We start from the raw sequence: 14,578 nt of genomic DNA on the forward strand, positions 1-14,578 counted from the left end.
TTCAGTCCTCGTCGGCGACGCGGACGAAATCGTTGACCATGCGATCGGCCAATCCCTGGAAGCCGATGGCCAGCGCTGGACCCAGCAGGCGTGAACTCGGCTCGAAGTCCAGGGTGAGGGTGACCTTGCAGGCATCTTCGGCCAGGGCATGGAATTCCCAGCGGCCATGCAGTTGCTTGAACGGCCCCTCGCGCAGCTGCATGTCGATGCTGTGCGGGCGTTGCAGGGTGTTTTCGGTCTGGAACCAGGTGCTGAACGAACCCAGGCCCAGGTCCAGGCGAGCGACCAGCCGGTCTTCGCCCTGCTCGACGATGCGGGCATCGGAGCACCAGCGGAAGCGGCGCGGATAGGCCTGGACGTCGTTGACCAGATCGAACATGCGCGCGGCCGAATGTTCGACCAAGGCACTGCGGCGGATAGTAGGCATGAATACAGGACGCTTCGGCAATCGACCGGGCGGGCCCGAATCGGAGACAATACGGAAATGAGCAAGAACACCGGCAAGGATAAAGCAAAGAGCGCGACGGCCAACAAGACCATCGCGTTGAACAAGCGTGCCCGTCACGAGTACCACATCGAAGACCGCTTCGAAGCCGGCCTGGCCCTGCAGGGCTGGGAAGTGAAGTCGATCCGCGCTGGCCGCGGCAACATCGTCGACGCCTACGCCTATGTGAAGGACGGCGAGATCTTCCTGATCGGCGCGCAGATCACCCCGCTGATCCAGGCCTCCACCCACGTGGTGGCCAACGACCGGCGCGAGCGCAAGCTGCTGCTGCACCGGAGCGAGATCGACAAGCTGGTTGGCAAGGTCGAGCGTGATGGCTACACGATCGTGCCCACCGCCATGTACTGGAGCAAGAACAAGATCAAGCTGGAAGTGGCGCTGGCCAAGGGCAAGCAGACCCACGACAAGCGCGATGCCGCCAAGGATCGTGACTGGGCGATCGAGAAGCAGCGGGTGATGCGTCGCGGCAACCGCGACGCCTGATGGAGCGCGCCGACGCTCCTGCGGCGGCCAATGCTGAAGACGCGCGCGAGCTGTGTGCGCGGTTGTATGCGTTCAATCGCGCCAGCAGCGGTTTCAACTTCGAAGACGTGCCGGTCCGGCTGGCCTGGCGCGATGAACAAGGTGAACTGCGGGGCGGACTGCTTGCCGATGTCTGCGCAGGCTGGCTGCAGGTGCATGTCCTGTGGGTCGACCCGGAACTTCGCGGGCGTGGCATCGGCCAGCGCCTGTTGGCGGATGCCGAGATCCAGGCCCGTCACGTTGGTGCGTGCGGGGTGATGCTCGACACCTTCGACTGGCAGGCCGAACACTTCTACCTGCGACAGGGCTATGAAGTGTTCGGGCGGCTCCCCGACTGCCCGCCGGGCCACGAGCGGATCTATCTGCGCAAGGTGCTGCCAGGCCTTTAGCCCACGGCACCTCCGTCGGCTTTCGAAGGATTGCGCCAGACTGCCCCAGCGCGGGGCATCGCCCACCGTTACGGGCAACGACTCAACCCGCCAGCATGCCCTGCCCGCGCAGACGCGGTGACAGCGCCGCGTGCATCACCGCCAGGTGCATCACCACCGACAGCTCCGGGGCATGGCGATCATCGCCGGCACGCCACTGCTGCGCCAGCCGCGCGGCGTCGACGGGCAGCAGGGCCAGCAACTGGGCGTCGTCCAGCGCGTCGGCGGATGCCTGCAGCTGCCGCGCCAGTTGCCGCGACTGCCACACGTGCACGCCAATGCTGAGGCTGGCCAGCGACATCAGGGTCAGGGCCAGGCCATGTTCGAACCACTGTGACAGCACATCCGGACCCCACAGGAGTGCGGCCAGTACCGCCAGGGCCGGCAGCCGCCAGCCCAGCCAATGGAAGCGGCCACGCCGAGGCCAATGCACCACCACCGCACTGGCGATCAGCGCGGCTGCAGCCGTGGCCGGCAACTCGGTTGCCCAGGTTGCCGCCAACAACACCGCCAGCACCGCCCAGACCCAGCCGGGCGGCAGTGCCCGCCGCTGGTAATCGGCCCCTACCGGGCCAACCAGCTGACGCAGGCTGCGTTGTTGCATTGCTTCGGTCACCGGCCGTCTCCGTCTCTGTTCTGGCTGGAATGGTCGTAGCCAGTGTGTCGCAAATTCGTGCCAACGACGTTAGCAATCCGCTATGACGGACGCTCTACAACATGTTGCGGATTGACGTGGCGACCGGCCGACGCCTGCCATTCAGGCCGCGCGGAGATCCTTGCTGAGGAACACGCGGCTGGTCCCCGGCGGATCGCACGGGACCTGGCCGAATACGGTCCAGCCATGCTTCACATAGAAGTCCGGCGCCTGGAAGCTGATGGTGTAGAGCACGGCGGAACGGCAGCCGCGCCGGCGAGCCTCCTCTTCGGCAGCGGCAAGCATCTGCGACCCCAGGCCATTACCCCGGTGTGCGGGCGGCAGGTAGAACAGGTCGATGAACAACAGGCCCAGCGAGGTGCGCCCGCTCAAGCCACCCACCACTTCGCCGCTGGCCGGATCGGTGGCCAGCACGGCCAAGGTGCGTCGATCGGCATGGCCGGCCGCCTGCAGATTGAACTGATCCGGGCCATCGGCAATCAGCTCCAGTGCTTGCGGGCTGGGGATGTCGGTCACGGCGATTTCGAGCTGCTTGCGTTCCATTCCCTGGGCGACTAACGGAACCGCCGATGCTAGCAAGCGACCTGCGGAAGCGGGTGACTGTTCAGGTTTTTTTGGCATAGCATGCGCAGCGTTGGGCAGGTACTGACCGTAGCGACACGGAACAGGCCTCGTACCTTGCAGAACTTGAAGAAACCTGGGGTGCATTGTCCCCGTGACGCCATCGGCGCCGGTTTCGCAAACACCAGAATAACGAAGCCCATCAATGCCTTAGCGTGATGGGCTTTTTCGTTCACGCCTGCCGGATGGGCAGAAATGGGCATCGATTGGCAGCGTTTGGTCAACTTCTTGGTCAACATTAGATGTTGATTGTTGCCGTCGTCAGCGCGCCGATGGATCTCCGAGCTGCTGGTTCTCGTCTTCCAGCTTCCTTATCTCATCACCCAGAGCTATGTGCAGGCGGTCATAGATCGGGTGCGCCTGCCAGAAAGCTTGCGCTTCGGCTTTCGCAACCGAGTTGGTCACTTGATACAGCAGCTCCCGGTACTCAGAGAGCTGTTCATAAACAGTGCGCGCGTGAATTCTCGCGTGTATCGGCACGACCTCGGCTACAGCGAGCCTGAAATCCTCCGCAACCTGAGGAGGTAACTTGTACGTCCCCCACTCGCCGGTCCTGTCGTACGCCTTGATTTCCTCGAGGTGAACAACAGCCGCCGTCCGCATGAGCTTCAGCAATAGGGTTGAACGGAGATGAGGTTCGCGCGCTCAGCATCTATGCGCCGCATGCGTAGAGCGTCGTAGCGTTGCTCTCGCCGTAATTCCTTCGCGTGCCTCCGGCGACCTTTCTCTGTCAGGTGGTCCTGGAGCCATTTCAGACCGAAGCCGAGGATCAGCGTGGCCACCGGCACCAGCCACTTCCAGTCGTCGCCAGCACTCGCCGCTGCACTGGCCGCCGGCGCGGCCTTGACGGTCGCCAGTAAAAGAGCTTCCAGCATCTTCAGTTCCCCTAGATCCTGTCACAAGTTTGCCTGAACGATTTGACGAATAGTTTAAATCGGCGGTGCGTGCAAATCGCCAAAGCAGCGGCAGTAACTCCTTCAGATCGCGCCCCCGAGCTGGCGCCAGGCAGCTGGCCGATCAAATAGTCCAGCGCCAGCCTCCTCGCTCTCGCCAATACGACCACAGCTAGGTCACCGACCACCACACCTCTGTCGAGCCGCATTCCTAATCCTGTGACTGCTATAGGGTTTTTCCTACGAGCAAGAGGCATAGACTCCGATAGCGCACTTGAGAACGTGGGCGCAGCCTTGTGCAGCTGCAAACCTAAGCGGAGGCATCGACATAAGAACACGTTTTGCACGAAACCTGATTACCTTTTCCAACAGGGAGTTGTAGCGCATGAAAATGGATAGGAAGTGGGGAATTTTGGCTCTTTCGGTCGGACTGACCTTGGGCAGCACCTACACAGTAGGTGCGCAACAGGATCCCGAGGCCGTCCCGATGCTATCTGATCAAAATAAGCTGCTTGTCACGTCAGAGATTCAGAATGATGTGCAGCGGTTCGTCAATGCCCAGAAGCGAATCGATGGACAAGGCAGGAACATACTGGCTCGGATCACCCCAGATCCGTCGCGCCAGTGGATTTATGTGGATCTTGATGGTGCCTTTCTACCCAAGGGCCGAACCGAAATGGGGGAGGACCTTGGGCAACTCGTTAGGGATATTCAGAACCATGTCGTAGATCTTCTTACAGGCATCGTAGAGTTCAAGGCCGTCGTCATCAGGGTCGATGGCAAGCGCCTGGATGAGATTTATCCCCCTCGCTACAAGTCCAAGCAGAGCGCACGGGCCACTTCACAACTGACTACCCCAGTAGATGGCTTAGTCGTGCTCAGTCCATCGCACGGAAAATACTTTCACTACGGCAGTAACAAATGGGAGTATCAGCGCCCGCTCTATGTGAACTCCACTGTAGTCCACGAGGACACTATTACCCCGGGCTACACCTCGATGCTGCAGAGCCTTCTGACATTGAGGAGCCCGACGCATGCCACGTCAATCCGTCAGACTCGAGACATTGGCAACACTGCGATTGATCCTAACAGCGGCTTGAAATGGGCAGAGCTCGCTGCACGCTACTACTTGGCCAGGCTCTATCCCAATGAAACCGGGATGTGGAATCAGTACCCTAATGGAAAGCCGAACCGCGCAGACCTCCGTGAGTATGACGACGATATTGCCGTTCGCCCCAATTTTGCAAACTTCCTAAACGCTGAAACAATGATCTCCATTCACACGGATGGCAGTGACACTAACCCTTCAGCCCGAGGGCTGTCTGTGTTCACCAACCTCAATGATCCTAAATCCGTGGCGCTTGCCGAGAGTGTGAAGTGCTACGTTCAGGAGCAGATCAAGCAGCGTCCTGATTATCCGACCTTTCCCATTCGCTCAGGCCCGAACGATGGCGTTGGTTATGGAGAGGTCCGAGAGGCGGATATGGAAACGGTTTTAGTCGAGGTAGGCTTCCACACCAATGCCGAAGACGCTGCACTGCTTCAGACCACTGAGTTCCGTACCATTTCGATGAGAGGTATCGAAAAGGGCTACCGCATGTATAGGGAGGGGAAGGCATGCGCGCCTTTTGCAATTACATCTCTAGGCCCGGCTGCTGGCAAGGCCCCTGGCAAAGTACCCGTGTCCTTCACCTATGCGGGTCATCCGCAAGGAACAATGAAGGCAGATGTTGAAATTGTGAAGTGCGCACCAGGCAATACCTGCTACGGCGCGAAAGGTCTTCCGGTCACACTCTCCGACGGAAAGCTATCGTGGAACTTCACATGCGGCACCGTCGTCGGAAACCCGACGCATACTGTACGGACGAAGATCTATGATGCTGATGGTGTCTTCGCAAATGCTGTCGAATCAGCCGTGACATGCCAGGTGTAAGGCGGCCGAGAACTCGCCCTAGTTACCTGAGTTCGCGCTAAAGCATGACCGTTTGCCAAGGCCTCCTCGTCAGGGAGGCCTTTTAGCTCATGCCTCGATTGAAAGAGGCTTCTAGGAAGGGGGCCGCCGTGGCGGCCCCATGGACCTTACAGGTCCGACAGGCCCAATCGTCTCCGCAGGGCTACCAGGAGCACTATCGAGGTTCGCACCAGAGCCCATGCGCGTAGCCACAGCGAGCGCGGTGTGCTTCTCGAGGGGATCGCGCATGTACCCGACCGCGCCGGCAATGTCGCTACTGGCCAGCGGCGCCAACCCGCCCGGAGATCCGGTGACTGCCGCCGAAGCTCGCCGGGTGCTGACCGACCACCTGGCCAACGGCCGCAGGGTCATCCCGCTCGCTCCCTGCGAGGGCTTCGACTACTCCGGCACCGGTTGCCCGGGCCACCTGGCAGCAGCTGAGGCAGACCATGGCTGATGCAGGCATTGCCGATGGCACTGCCACCCGGATTCTGCAGCTGCTGCAGGAGGGCCCGGGCTTGGCCGGCGAGTTGGCCGCCGAACTGCAGCTGCCTTCGAACCGCGTCAGCAGCTACCTGCACCAGCTGGCCAAGACCGGCCGGGTGGAGCGCGCGTTCTTCCATGGCCCTGACGAGCGCTCATCGGTCCTCTGGAGCCTGCAGGTCGTGCACCATGAGTAACCACGGACCCTCGTCACGAGGATTGTCGAGGACCGGATCCCCCGCGAACCTGCGGCCGGTCCGATTCGTCACACTCAAGCAGTTCGAGGCACTGACCGGCTACACGGTCGATGCCATCAACTCGAAGATCAAGCCTGGCGATTGGCTGGAGGGCGCCGTGTTCTTCAAGGCGCCGGACGGAAGAAGCCTGATTGACCTGGAGGGGTACGAAGAGGGGGTAATGCACGGCAAGGCGGCGTCAGGCCAGCCACACGGAGCATCGCAATAGACTTCTACTACCGGGGCAAGCGGTGCCGAAAGCGGATCAAGCTCCCTTCGACCGCACGGAACCTTCGGTGCTGCGAGAACCTGCTGGGGCAGATCAAGGTCGAGATCGAGAAGGGCACGTTCGACTATGCCACCCACTTCCCCGGCAGCAAGCGCACGGTGCAGGTGGCGGCGAAGCCAGCGGCCTTGGATACCTTGGAGCAGGTGCTGACACGGTGACTGGCACAGAAGGAGCCTGAGCTCGAGCACAGCAGCCTGATCGGCTACCGCCGCATCGTCGACAACATCCTGGTGCCGCGATGCGGAACGATCGCGCCGCGTGACTTCGACCGTATCGCGCTGAAGGAACTGGTGGCCACATTCGACGAGTCGACCTCGGCCAAGCGTATCAACAACGTCCTGGGCCCGCTCCGCAGTGCCCTCGGTGAGGCAGTGGCAGATGACTTGATCCCGAGCAACCCTCTGGACGGCTTATGGGTGAAGCGGCGTGCCAAGGTCAACGCGCGGGAAGAGGTCGATCCCTTCACACCGGAGGAAGTCCAGGCGATCCTGGCCGCCTGCCGCGAGGACCAGGTCCGCAATTACTGCCAGTTCAACTTCGCCAAGGGCCTGCGCACCTCGGAAATGATCGGCCTGTGCTGGTCGGATATCGACTGGCGCAAGGGCACGGTCAAGATCCGCCGCGCTTGGGTTATGGGAAAGATGGAGGCTCCCAAGACCGAATCAGGCGTGCGCGAAGTGCAGCTGCTGCAGCCGGCGATCGACGCCCTGAAGGCTCAGCAGGCCGACACCGCCACCGCCGGCAAGCTCGTCTTCCACTATCCCAGGACGAAGGCCCGCTGGGGGTCCGACCAAACCATCCGTGCCGGTGAATGGCAGCGCGCGCTGCGCAAGGCCGGCGTCCGGTACCGGTACCCGTATCAGATGCGCCACACCTTCGCCTCTCAGGCGCTCAGCGCGGGCGAGAACGTCATGTGGGTGGCGAGGCAGATGGGCCACCGAGACTGGACGATCACCGCCAAGAAGTACGGCCGGTGGATTCCTTCGATGGTTCCCGATGCCGGCGCCAAGGCCGCGGCGGCCTGGAATCCGCTGACTGCCCCCTGCCCCGCAGCCTGCTGCTGGACGGCAGCGGCGACTGAACGGTCCCGGCACCGTCCCTGGGCGCGTGACTGTTCAGGAAGATTGCCGTACCATCCACATCGTTAGGCGGGTTCTCGGTCAACTTTTGGTCAACCAAGGGCCTGAAAGCCTTGCAATACTTGAAGAAACCGGGGGTGCATTGGTTTCGACGGGGGTTGTGAAGTCGCCTGGCGCATGCCGAGGGGGTAGCTTTCCTCGTAAATCCAGCTGCAAAACTCTAGTTGCCAACGACGACAACTACGCTCCGGTCGCTCTCGCAGCCTAAAAACTGCGGTGCGTGACCTTCTGCCGACTTAGGCGGAGCCTCGAAACTGCTTGTGTCCATGCTCGCAGCGTAGAGTCATTATCATGGAATCGCGCTGGGCGGCTGCCTGTCAGTCCGGCACAAGAACACAACAGGCTGGTTCCCGGGTGCGCTTTGCACACCGTGCTGCTCGGGGATGAGATTCAACGGTGAGCTAAGCATGTAGTGCTGGGGATGGAGTGCCTTCGGACGGCGGTTCAATTCCGCCCACCTCCACCAATGAGCGGTTCGTCAAGAACCGGAGAAGCCCGGAAACCCACAAGCAGCAAGGGTTTCCGGGCTTTTTTTCTTTCCGGCCTCGTTCGCGTCAGTTCGTTGCAGGCCGTGAGACGATGGGGGCATATTTTGGGGCATCCGCCCGGACCTGACAGACACGTGCCCCACTGACCGACCTGGCCATTCGGAAGGCCAAAGCAACTGACCGCACCCAGAAGATCTTCGACGGCGGGGGGCTGTATCTGGAGATCTCGCCCAAGGACAGCCGCTGGTGGCGGCTGAAGTACCGCTTCGACGGCAAGGAGAAGGTGCTAGCTTTCGGCCTGTACCCGGACGTGAGACTGGCCGATGCCAGAGATGCTCGCGACGACGCCCGGCGCCTACTGCGCGGACGCATTGATCCGGGAGAGCAGAAGAAGGCAGCCGCCACGACCACTGTCGTGGACGCCGCTTCAAGCTTCGAGGCGATCGCCAGGGAGCAGCTGGCCTCCCGCCCGTGGGTGCCGCAGTACAGCAAGAAGGTCGAGGAATGGTTCGCCAATGATGTGTTCCCCCACATCGGGAAACTGCGTGTTGCCGACCTGAAGGCCTCTGACTTCCTGAAGATCGCCCGGAAGATGGAGGCGCGCCAGGCGTTCGAAACCGCCCATCGCGTCATGCAGAACTTTGGCCAGCGGTTCGATCTGCAGGAGGGATGCCCGCTGGCCGATGTCAGCAAACGTCAACGCTTCCGGGCGAATGTACCTGCAGCCGGATAGTTGCCAGAACCAAACCCAGACGTGTACAGCTGCGTCCGGGACTTCCAGCTCGGGGGATTCGGCCAAGCCGAACCTTGCGCGAGATCAGCATCGCCGACCCCCGCGGCAGGCTCCATCAGGGAACCGCGCGCCGGTCGCTCAGGTTTCGCTTGCGCCGCCAGCCGATGCTCGTAGAACGGGTGCCGCTTGTCGTCAAAGATCCGGTACAGCGCGGCCAGGTAGCCACCAGCATCGGCCCGCGCGTGCGCGGGGTGAACGGCACCACCTGGTTCTTGCCGTCCAGACCCTCCACGCTAATCGTAGAAGGGGTCGACCACCATCAGGCCGTAAGTGTGAATCGCCCAGTGTTCCGCAAACGCGCACCAGCGCTATTGACAAACCTGCGAGAACCGATAAAGGTTCTTCAGAACGTTCAGCTTACGTTTTATTTCCATAAGGACTGGATGCAACATGAAACGCAGGACAATTGTGCTGACTTCTGTCGCTGCAGTTGCGGCGCTTAGCGCCGCAGGCTTTTTCCTAATCCAGAATGACACGAAGTTCGCGCCTGCTAAGACTAGCCAATCAGCCGTTAGTGCTCGGCGTGGTCCTTCCTCCAACGAAGAACCGGGGTTTCAGCCCGCGTCCACAACGAGCGCACCTGACAGGTACACCGCTGCTAGGCCAGCACAGGCTGCTAGACCAGCACAGACCGATGCCGAGACGGCATACGAACTCGTTGAGATCAACTTGCGTTGTCAGATCGACCGTGAAGCATCTGCCAATGGAGGGCACCTTCGGAGTACGTCTGAAGAACTTTGCAAGGATCTGTCACTTAAGCCACTTAGCCGAGAAGAGATATTTGAGGCAATTACCTATGCCGCTGAACATGGAAGCACCAAGGCTCAGCTCGACTACTCTCTCTACGCATCGAGAATTTTTGAAGACGAGCTGCATTCGCTCGATCCTGATCTGATTCGCGAGTACAAGGAGAACACGATCAGATTCCTCGAGGCCGCTGGAAGCTCTGATCAACCACAGGCCTACGCTCGGCTGAGCGACATATACAAGAATGGCGCACTCACCTCGAAAGATCCGGTGATGGCCTATGCATACGCGGAAGCATACCTCCGCACAGGTTCAAGTCGTTATGGCGCGTCGTTCTTGAGCAACGCCTCGTCTGGCTTGGATGGCGCCCAATTGCGCCGCGGTAAGGAAATCGCCAATCAGATCCTTAGCAAAAGGAGTGCCTCAAGGTAAGTATGGATGACACTGTTGCGCCAGATGAGAGAACGTTGAAGAGGAAGCGCACCCGTTTGCTGCTGGGTGGAATCGTGGTGGCAGTGGCGGGGCTTGCGATCGCGGCCAGCGCTGGAAAGTATTATTGCCCCGAGTGCACATTTAATGAGCCCGCTGCATTTGGCGACACGGAGATGTACATACGCAGCGAAGTCAACCAGCATGTCAACTCATGGGTGGACAGTAAGGGAAACCCTCTGGATGTAACGATCTGCAATGGAACACAGTGCGCCACCTACCTATACGTAAAGCTTAGCTCGGTGTGGCTTCTCAAGAAGCTAGAGAACAGCAGCTGGAAGGGTAGCGGTGGCGGTGGAATGGAGGGCGGCGGACCAGGCGGTGGCTTCGGTGGGGATGAGTGCTCAGTCGTTCCCAAAACTGGCAGCGCTTGCGTCAGCGTAAACGGCGTGAACCACTGCCAGACGATCGATAGCACCTATATCGATTGCGGATTCGGTGCTTGATCCCCAAGGTGGAATCTAAAGCGCCCGGGGCACCTTGTCCCCGGGCTTCTATTTTCCGACGTCCCCCCGGTTTTGAGTAGCACGGCGATTTGGAGTTCAATCCCCATCGTTACGCCGCCAACCGGGAAGGTATTGGTGATCAGGGTCTGCTGCGTCACCTGCAACTGGGAGATGAACGCCCGGTTGTCGCTCGTCATGTGGAAGTAGTCAGCCGTCATCGTGCATCGATCCTGCGATGCCGAGCTGTAGTAGAACCGCGGTGATGGGACGACTCTGGCGTGTAGCTGATGTGATCCATGGCTACAGGAGAAGCTGCCATGGATCTCGACAGAATCGACGTTGTTTCCTGGATTGACCAGATCCTGGATCATGATCCGGCAACCTTCGAAGACGCCTACTGGGGGCTTCGCCCGGCCGCAGCCATTGCGGTGCCGTACCTGCTTGCCCGGCTGCCCGCCGTGGATGATGGTTACTCGCGCGGAAAGCTGCTGGAACTGCTCGGCGAATCAGGCGACAGCACGGTCAGCCCGACCCTGCGGGCTGAGCTGCAGCACCCGTTGGCAGAGGTCCGCCAGTGGGCGCAACTGGCCTTGGATGCCCTTGATCGGGGAATCCCTTGGCAGCCCAGCGAGGGGGCCTAGCCGACAACGCTGCCCTGCCCCACACTCAGCCTGTCTTCCCGGACTTGGTGCCAGCGCCTACGCTGCTCCGCGACATACAGAAGGATCTGCAATGAACAAGCCGCTTATCGCCCTGATGCTGGGCCTGACCTTGACAACCGCCGCTGTTGCCGCACCTCCGGCAACCAGCACCACCGCACTGGAAGCCCTGCTGGCCTGCAAGGCGGGTTCCGATTTCACCGAAGCGCAGGTGGAGCAGGCATTCCAGTCCGCCGGCCTGAGCCGCGACCCCGGCAGCGTGTTCGAGCCCAAGGGCAAGCCGGTGGCGCTGTTCGGAGGCACCGTAGCCAGCGCGGATGTGAGCGTATCAAATGTCCACAAGAGCCTGCACGTATACCTGAACAACGTCGACCACACGCGTCTGGCGCATGCGTGGTCGGTGACCACCGCCGATGATGCCGCGCAGACGGAGGAACCGTCGTACATCAAGCATACCGACGCCCGTCACACCCTGCATGTCGGCGCCGCAGACGACTACGAGGGCTACTCGGCCTCGGTGACCTGTCAGATCCATCCGTGACCGGACCGATGATCGACTGAAGAGCCAGCCCGGGCGCTATAACCAACGCCGGACCTGCTGCCGGAATGCCTTGTACTGGACGCCGAAACGCTCGCCAAGAACGCGCTCTTCCGGATGGATCTGAAAACGTGTGATGTACAGGACAAACATCGGCACCACTGCGAGTGCCAGGAGGTTCTGCAGATACAGCATGCCTCCGAGCAGGAAGGCCGCTTGCCCCAGATACATGGGGTTGCGCGTATAGCGGTAGATCCCTCCGGTGATCAGCGCGGTCGATGAGGTCGGCCGCATCGGATTGACTGTGGTACCCGCACGCTGGAATGCCCACTTGGGCAACAGGTTCATCACCAGTCCCGCTGCCATTACCGCCACCGCGGCCCACCATGGCGTGGGCAATTCCGCTGCGGGCAGCCAGCGGCTGAGGCCGAGACCGAGCAGACCGCAAAGCAGCATTACAAAAGGTGGGGGAACACGGGTTTCCAGCAATCGCATCGGCCGTCCCGGCATGGGATGTCCGGGACAGTGTCACATGCCGATGCCGGGTCCGCACATCGGCGGGCATGGAGCCACCTGCCGCCTGCTTCCGCGTTGACACGCCTGCCGCTAGAGTGGCGCCAGCGCAGGGAGTCCACATGCAAAGAACAGGCATCGGCGTCATCCGCACCACCTTCGTCCTCGTTGCCCTGCTCGCCCTGAGCGGGTGCGCGACGCTGCGCCAGTTCGGCCCATCGGTGCAGGTGGGCACGGTCACGCCAGGACAGTACATCGCGCTCAAGCGCGGTGACATTCTCACCAGCGGCAAGCTCAGCGCGGCCACCATGGAGACCCTGCGCGTGGCCGGCCTGGACGAGGGCGCCTGTGCCAAGCCCGGCCTGCCCTGCATCGAGGCGATGGAGGGCAGCATCGTCGTCCGCGAGGAAGACAAGCGCTCGGCGCTGGCCGAACTGTGGGTGCAGTATGCGATGACGATGCCGGCGCCAAAGCGCGAGTCGGCGTCGGTGGCCCGCAGCAAGGCCGCGACCACCCCGCCCGACCCGACCTTCCAGCCGCGCCTGGATGCGTGGATGCAGATCGCGCGGCAGTCCTACGCATATCTGTTCTTCACCGAACGCACCGCCAACCAGCGTGGCTTCGAAGACCGCCAGACCCAGGTGCGGGACTACTACAACCTGGCCGTTCAGGAATCAGCCGTGCTGCTGTTCGAAGCCTATTCGAGCAAGCAGGTGCGCAACGACAACGGGCGGTTCCAGCTGGGACGCTGGACCTTCGTACTCGCGCCTGCCGACGATGGCCCGGCAGCGGGCACGCGCGAGCCGATCGAACTGGTACCGGCCGCATCGATGTCCTTCACCGGCACCCTGCGCAGCGTGCATCGCCGCGACGGCTTTGGTGCCGAACTGGTGGCGGTGATGGCCGACCCGGCCAGCACCGGGCCGGCGGCCGCCGCCGCTGGTACCGCAACGACGGCCGAGCGCGACTGGAGCGAGATGCCGTCGCCGTCGATGACCGTGCTGCTGCGTTTTTCCGGCAACAACCTGTGGGAAGTGCTGCACGACGACGAGCCGGAACTGGAGATCCACGACCCCTACCAGGTGGCGGTGGTGGAACTGCACGGCGAGCAGGTGCCACTGGCGGCGAACTTCACCGCCGGTTACGCGCTGTGGCTGGCCCGCTCCAACTTCAGCCGGCAATCGCTGCGTACGCTGTTCGGCGGCAAGGGCGGTATCGACAAGCCGCATCTGTTCATGATGCAGCCGTACGATCCGGACCGCCGCGTGCTGCTGATGATCCATGGCCTGGCCAGCAGCCCGGAGGCGTGGGTCAACGTGGCCAACGAGCTGATGCGTGACGATGAGATCCGCGGCGACTTCCAGATCTGGCAGTTCTACTACCCGACCAACATGCCGATCGCCCTCAGCCACGATGAGATCCGGCGGATCCTGCATGAGGCACTGCAGCACTTCGACCCAACCGCCAAGGCGCTGGCATCGCGCGACATGGTCGTGGTCGCGCACAGCATGGGCGGGGTGATTTCGCGGCTGATGGTGTCCTCCTCTGGTGACCATCTGGTCGATACCCTGCTGGCGACCGCGCAGATGACCCCGGCGCAGCGCGAACTGCTGCGTACGAAGGGCGCGCCGGTGCTGACATTCCAGCCGGAACCGGAAATCTCGCGGGTGGTGTTCATCGCTACCCCCCATCGCGGCACAGATGTTGCCGGCACGCGCCTGGGGCGCTGGCTCGGCCGCTTCGTGCGCCTGCCGCTGACCGTGCTGGAGGATGTCGCGACATTGGCAAACGACGGCAAGGTCGAGCGCAACGATGACAAGCACGGCTACCAGATGAACAGCATCCAGAACCTGGACAAGGACGATGCCTTCGTCAAGGCCGTGGCTGATCTGCCGATATCGCCGAAGGTGCGTTACCACTCGATCATCGCGCGGACCCAGGCCGAAGGCCCGCTGGAAAAGACCGACGATGGACTGGTTCCCTACTGGAGCTCGCACCTGCCGGAGGCCGTCTCGGAAAAAGTGATCGTGTCCGGTCACAGCGTGCAGGAAGCCACGCCGGCCATCGTCGAACTTCGCCGCATCCTGCATGAGGACATGGAGGCTCATCCTCTGCCGGCGAAGTAGCGCACGACTTACAGCAACCATGGCCCGCGCTTTCCTATCCGGGCCACCGACAACGAG

At 61.7% G+C, this 14,578-nt stretch carries 20 protein-coding genes, 1 other RNA gene and 1 pseudogene; 15 read left to right on the plus strand and 7 right to left on the minus strand.

Translation table 11 applies throughout. The features are described 5' to 3' along the window. Window position 1: 1 nt before the first annotated feature. Window positions 2–427: a type II toxin-antitoxin system RatA family toxin gene (locus tag K5K93_RS04230; protein WP_093819936.1), complete on the minus strand. Its 426-nt coding sequence runs from the start codon at window positions 425–427 to the stop codon at window positions 2–4. 57 nt (window positions 428–484) lie between these two features. Here K5K93_RS04230 and smpB point away from each other — a divergent pair, with 57 nt between their 5' ends. Together smpB and K5K93_RS04240 are read left to right on the plus strand one after the other, a co-directional pair. Then, window positions 485–988: an SsrA-binding protein SmpB gene (gene smpB / locus K5K93_RS04235; RefSeq protein ID WP_025878861.1), complete on the plus strand. Its 504-nt coding sequence runs from the start codon at window positions 485–487 to the stop codon at window positions 986–988. Continuing rightward, window positions 988–1,416, plus strand: a complete 429-nt coding sequence (locus tag K5K93_RS04240; protein WP_222389918.1) for a GNAT family N-acetyltransferase — start codon at window positions 988–990, stop codon at window positions 1,414–1,416. Before smpB ends, K5K93_RS04240 begins: the two co-directional genes overlap by 1 nt. An 82-nt stretch (window positions 1,417–1,498) precedes the next feature. Here K5K93_RS04240 and K5K93_RS04245 read toward each other — a convergent pair whose 3' ends face one another. From K5K93_RS04245 to K5K93_RS04260, 4 genes are all read right to left on the minus strand, one after another. Then, the gene (locus tag K5K93_RS04245) at window positions 1,499–2,071 is read right to left on the minus strand and encodes a hypothetical protein (RefSeq protein ID WP_025878859.1); all 573 of its coding nucleotides are present in this window, start codon (window positions 2,069–2,071) and stop codon (window positions 1,499–1,501) included. A 141-nt stretch (window positions 2,072–2,212) separates the two neighbouring features. Next, entirely contained in the window at window positions 2,213–2,626 is a 414-nt protein-coding gene (locus tag K5K93_RS04250; RefSeq protein WP_261311924.1) for a GNAT family N-acetyltransferase, read from the minus strand. A 366-nt stretch (window positions 2,627–2,992) separates the two neighbouring features. Next, the gene (locus K5K93_RS04255; RefSeq protein ID WP_222389921.1) at window positions 2,993–3,346 is read right to left on the minus strand and encodes a hypothetical protein; all 354 of its coding nucleotides are present in this window, start codon (window positions 3,344–3,346) and stop codon (window positions 2,993–2,995) included. After that, entirely contained in the window at window positions 3,340–3,606 is a 267-nt protein-coding gene (locus K5K93_RS04260) for a hypothetical protein (protein ID WP_222389922.1), read from the minus strand. Before K5K93_RS04260 ends, K5K93_RS04255 begins: the two co-directional genes overlap by 7 nt. A gap of 403 nt (window positions 3,607–4,009) precedes the next feature. Here K5K93_RS04260 and K5K93_RS04265 point away from each other — a divergent pair, with 403 nt between their 5' ends. The 8 genes from K5K93_RS04265 (at window position 4,010) to K5K93_RS04295 (ending at window position 8,943) form a co-directional block, all read left to right on the plus strand. Continuing rightward, window positions 4,010–5,557 (plus strand): N-acetylmuramoyl-L-alanine amidase, encoded by a 1,548-nt coding sequence (locus tag K5K93_RS04265; protein WP_222389923.1) that lies wholly within the window; start codon window positions 4,010–4,012, stop codon window positions 5,555–5,557. Between the two features lie 265 nt (window positions 5,558–5,822). Further along, window positions 5,823–6,032 carry a hypothetical protein gene (locus K5K93_RS04270; protein WP_222389924.1) on the plus strand — a complete coding sequence of 70 codons (210 nt, stop codon included), beginning with the start codon at window positions 5,823–5,825 and terminating at the stop codon, window positions 6,030–6,032. After that, the gene (locus K5K93_RS04275; protein WP_222389925.1) at window positions 6,025–6,255 is read left to right on the plus strand and encodes a winged helix-turn-helix domain-containing protein; all 231 of its coding nucleotides are present in this window, start codon (window positions 6,025–6,027) and stop codon (window positions 6,253–6,255) included. The genes K5K93_RS04270 and K5K93_RS04275 overlap by 8 nt, the downstream gene beginning before the upstream one ends. Continuing rightward, window positions 6,248–6,523, plus strand: a complete 276-nt coding sequence (locus K5K93_RS04280) for an excisionase (protein WP_222389927.1) — start codon at window positions 6,248–6,250, stop codon at window positions 6,521–6,523. Before K5K93_RS04275 ends, K5K93_RS04280 begins: the two co-directional genes overlap by 8 nt. Then, window positions 6,520–6,741 (plus strand): DUF3596 domain-containing protein, encoded by a 222-nt coding sequence (locus K5K93_RS20255; protein WP_261311989.1) that lies wholly within the window; start codon window positions 6,520–6,522, stop codon window positions 6,739–6,741. Before K5K93_RS04280 ends, K5K93_RS20255 begins: the two co-directional genes overlap by 4 nt. Window positions 6,742–6,873: 132 nt before the next feature. Further along, on the plus strand, window positions 6,874–7,731 hold the full coding sequence (locus K5K93_RS04285) for a site-specific integrase (RefSeq protein ID WP_261311925.1): 858 nt from the start codon (window positions 6,874–6,876) through the stop codon (window positions 7,729–7,731). 64 nt (window positions 7,732–7,795) lie between these two features. Then, window positions 7,796–8,188, plus strand: a transfer-messenger RNA (tmRNA) gene (gene ssrA, locus K5K93_RS04290). A gap of 215 nt (window positions 8,189–8,403) precedes the next feature. Next, the gene (locus tag K5K93_RS04295; RefSeq protein ID WP_261311962.1) at window positions 8,404–8,943 is read left to right on the plus strand and encodes an integrase arm-type DNA-binding domain-containing protein; all 540 of its coding nucleotides are present in this window, start codon (window positions 8,404–8,406) and stop codon (window positions 8,941–8,943) included. Window positions 8,944–9,095: 152 nt separating this feature from the next. Here K5K93_RS04295 and K5K93_RS20260 read toward each other — a convergent pair. Then, window positions 9,096–9,278, minus strand: a pseudogene (locus tag K5K93_RS20260) (hypothetical protein); the annotation flags it as partial. Between the two features lie 115 nt (window positions 9,279–9,393). Between K5K93_RS20260 and K5K93_RS04300 the strand changes: the two are divergent. The 4 genes from K5K93_RS04300 to K5K93_RS04315 all read left to right on the plus strand — a co-directional run bounded on the left by K5K93_RS04300 (window position 9,394) and on the right by K5K93_RS04315 (window position 11,885). Beyond that, a complete protein-coding gene (locus K5K93_RS04300) occupies window positions 9,394–10,182 on the plus strand; it encodes a hypothetical protein (RefSeq protein ID WP_222389929.1) in 789 nt (262 codons plus the stop codon). Window positions 10,183–10,184: 2 nt separating this feature from the next. Continuing rightward, window positions 10,185–10,685 (plus strand): hypothetical protein, encoded by a 501-nt coding sequence (locus K5K93_RS04305; protein ID WP_222389933.1) that lies wholly within the window; start codon window positions 10,185–10,187, stop codon window positions 10,683–10,685. A gap of 317 nt (window positions 10,686–11,002) precedes the next feature. Next, window positions 11,003–11,326, plus strand: a complete 324-nt coding sequence (locus tag K5K93_RS04310) for a hypothetical protein (RefSeq protein ID WP_222389936.1) — start codon at window positions 11,003–11,005, stop codon at window positions 11,324–11,326. Between the two features lie 91 nt (window positions 11,327–11,417). Further along, complete coding sequence (locus K5K93_RS04315) at window positions 11,418–11,885, plus strand: hypothetical protein (RefSeq protein WP_261311926.1); 468 nt, start codon at window positions 11,418–11,420, stop codon at window positions 11,883–11,885. Window positions 11,886–11,921: 36 nt separating this feature from the next. Here K5K93_RS04315 and K5K93_RS04320 read toward each other — a convergent pair whose 3' ends face one another. Further along, window positions 11,922–12,377 (minus strand): isoprenylcysteine carboxylmethyltransferase family protein, encoded by a 456-nt coding sequence (locus K5K93_RS04320; protein WP_222389939.1) that lies wholly within the window; start codon window positions 12,375–12,377, stop codon window positions 11,922–11,924. A 140-nt stretch (window positions 12,378–12,517) separates the two neighbouring features. Here K5K93_RS04320 and K5K93_RS04325 point away from each other — a divergent pair, with 140 nt between their 5' ends. After that, window positions 12,518–14,521 (plus strand): alpha/beta hydrolase, encoded by a 2,004-nt coding sequence (locus K5K93_RS04325; RefSeq protein WP_222389941.1) that lies wholly within the window; start codon window positions 12,518–12,520, stop codon window positions 14,519–14,521. Window positions 14,522–14,578: the final 57 nt, after the last annotated feature.

It is taken from the genome of Stenotrophomonas sp. DR822 (assembly GCF_019793815.1).
In the GTDB taxonomy this organism is placed as follows: Bacteria; Pseudomonadota; Gammaproteobacteria; order Xanthomonadales; family Xanthomonadaceae; genus Stenotrophomonas; species Stenotrophomonas indicatrix.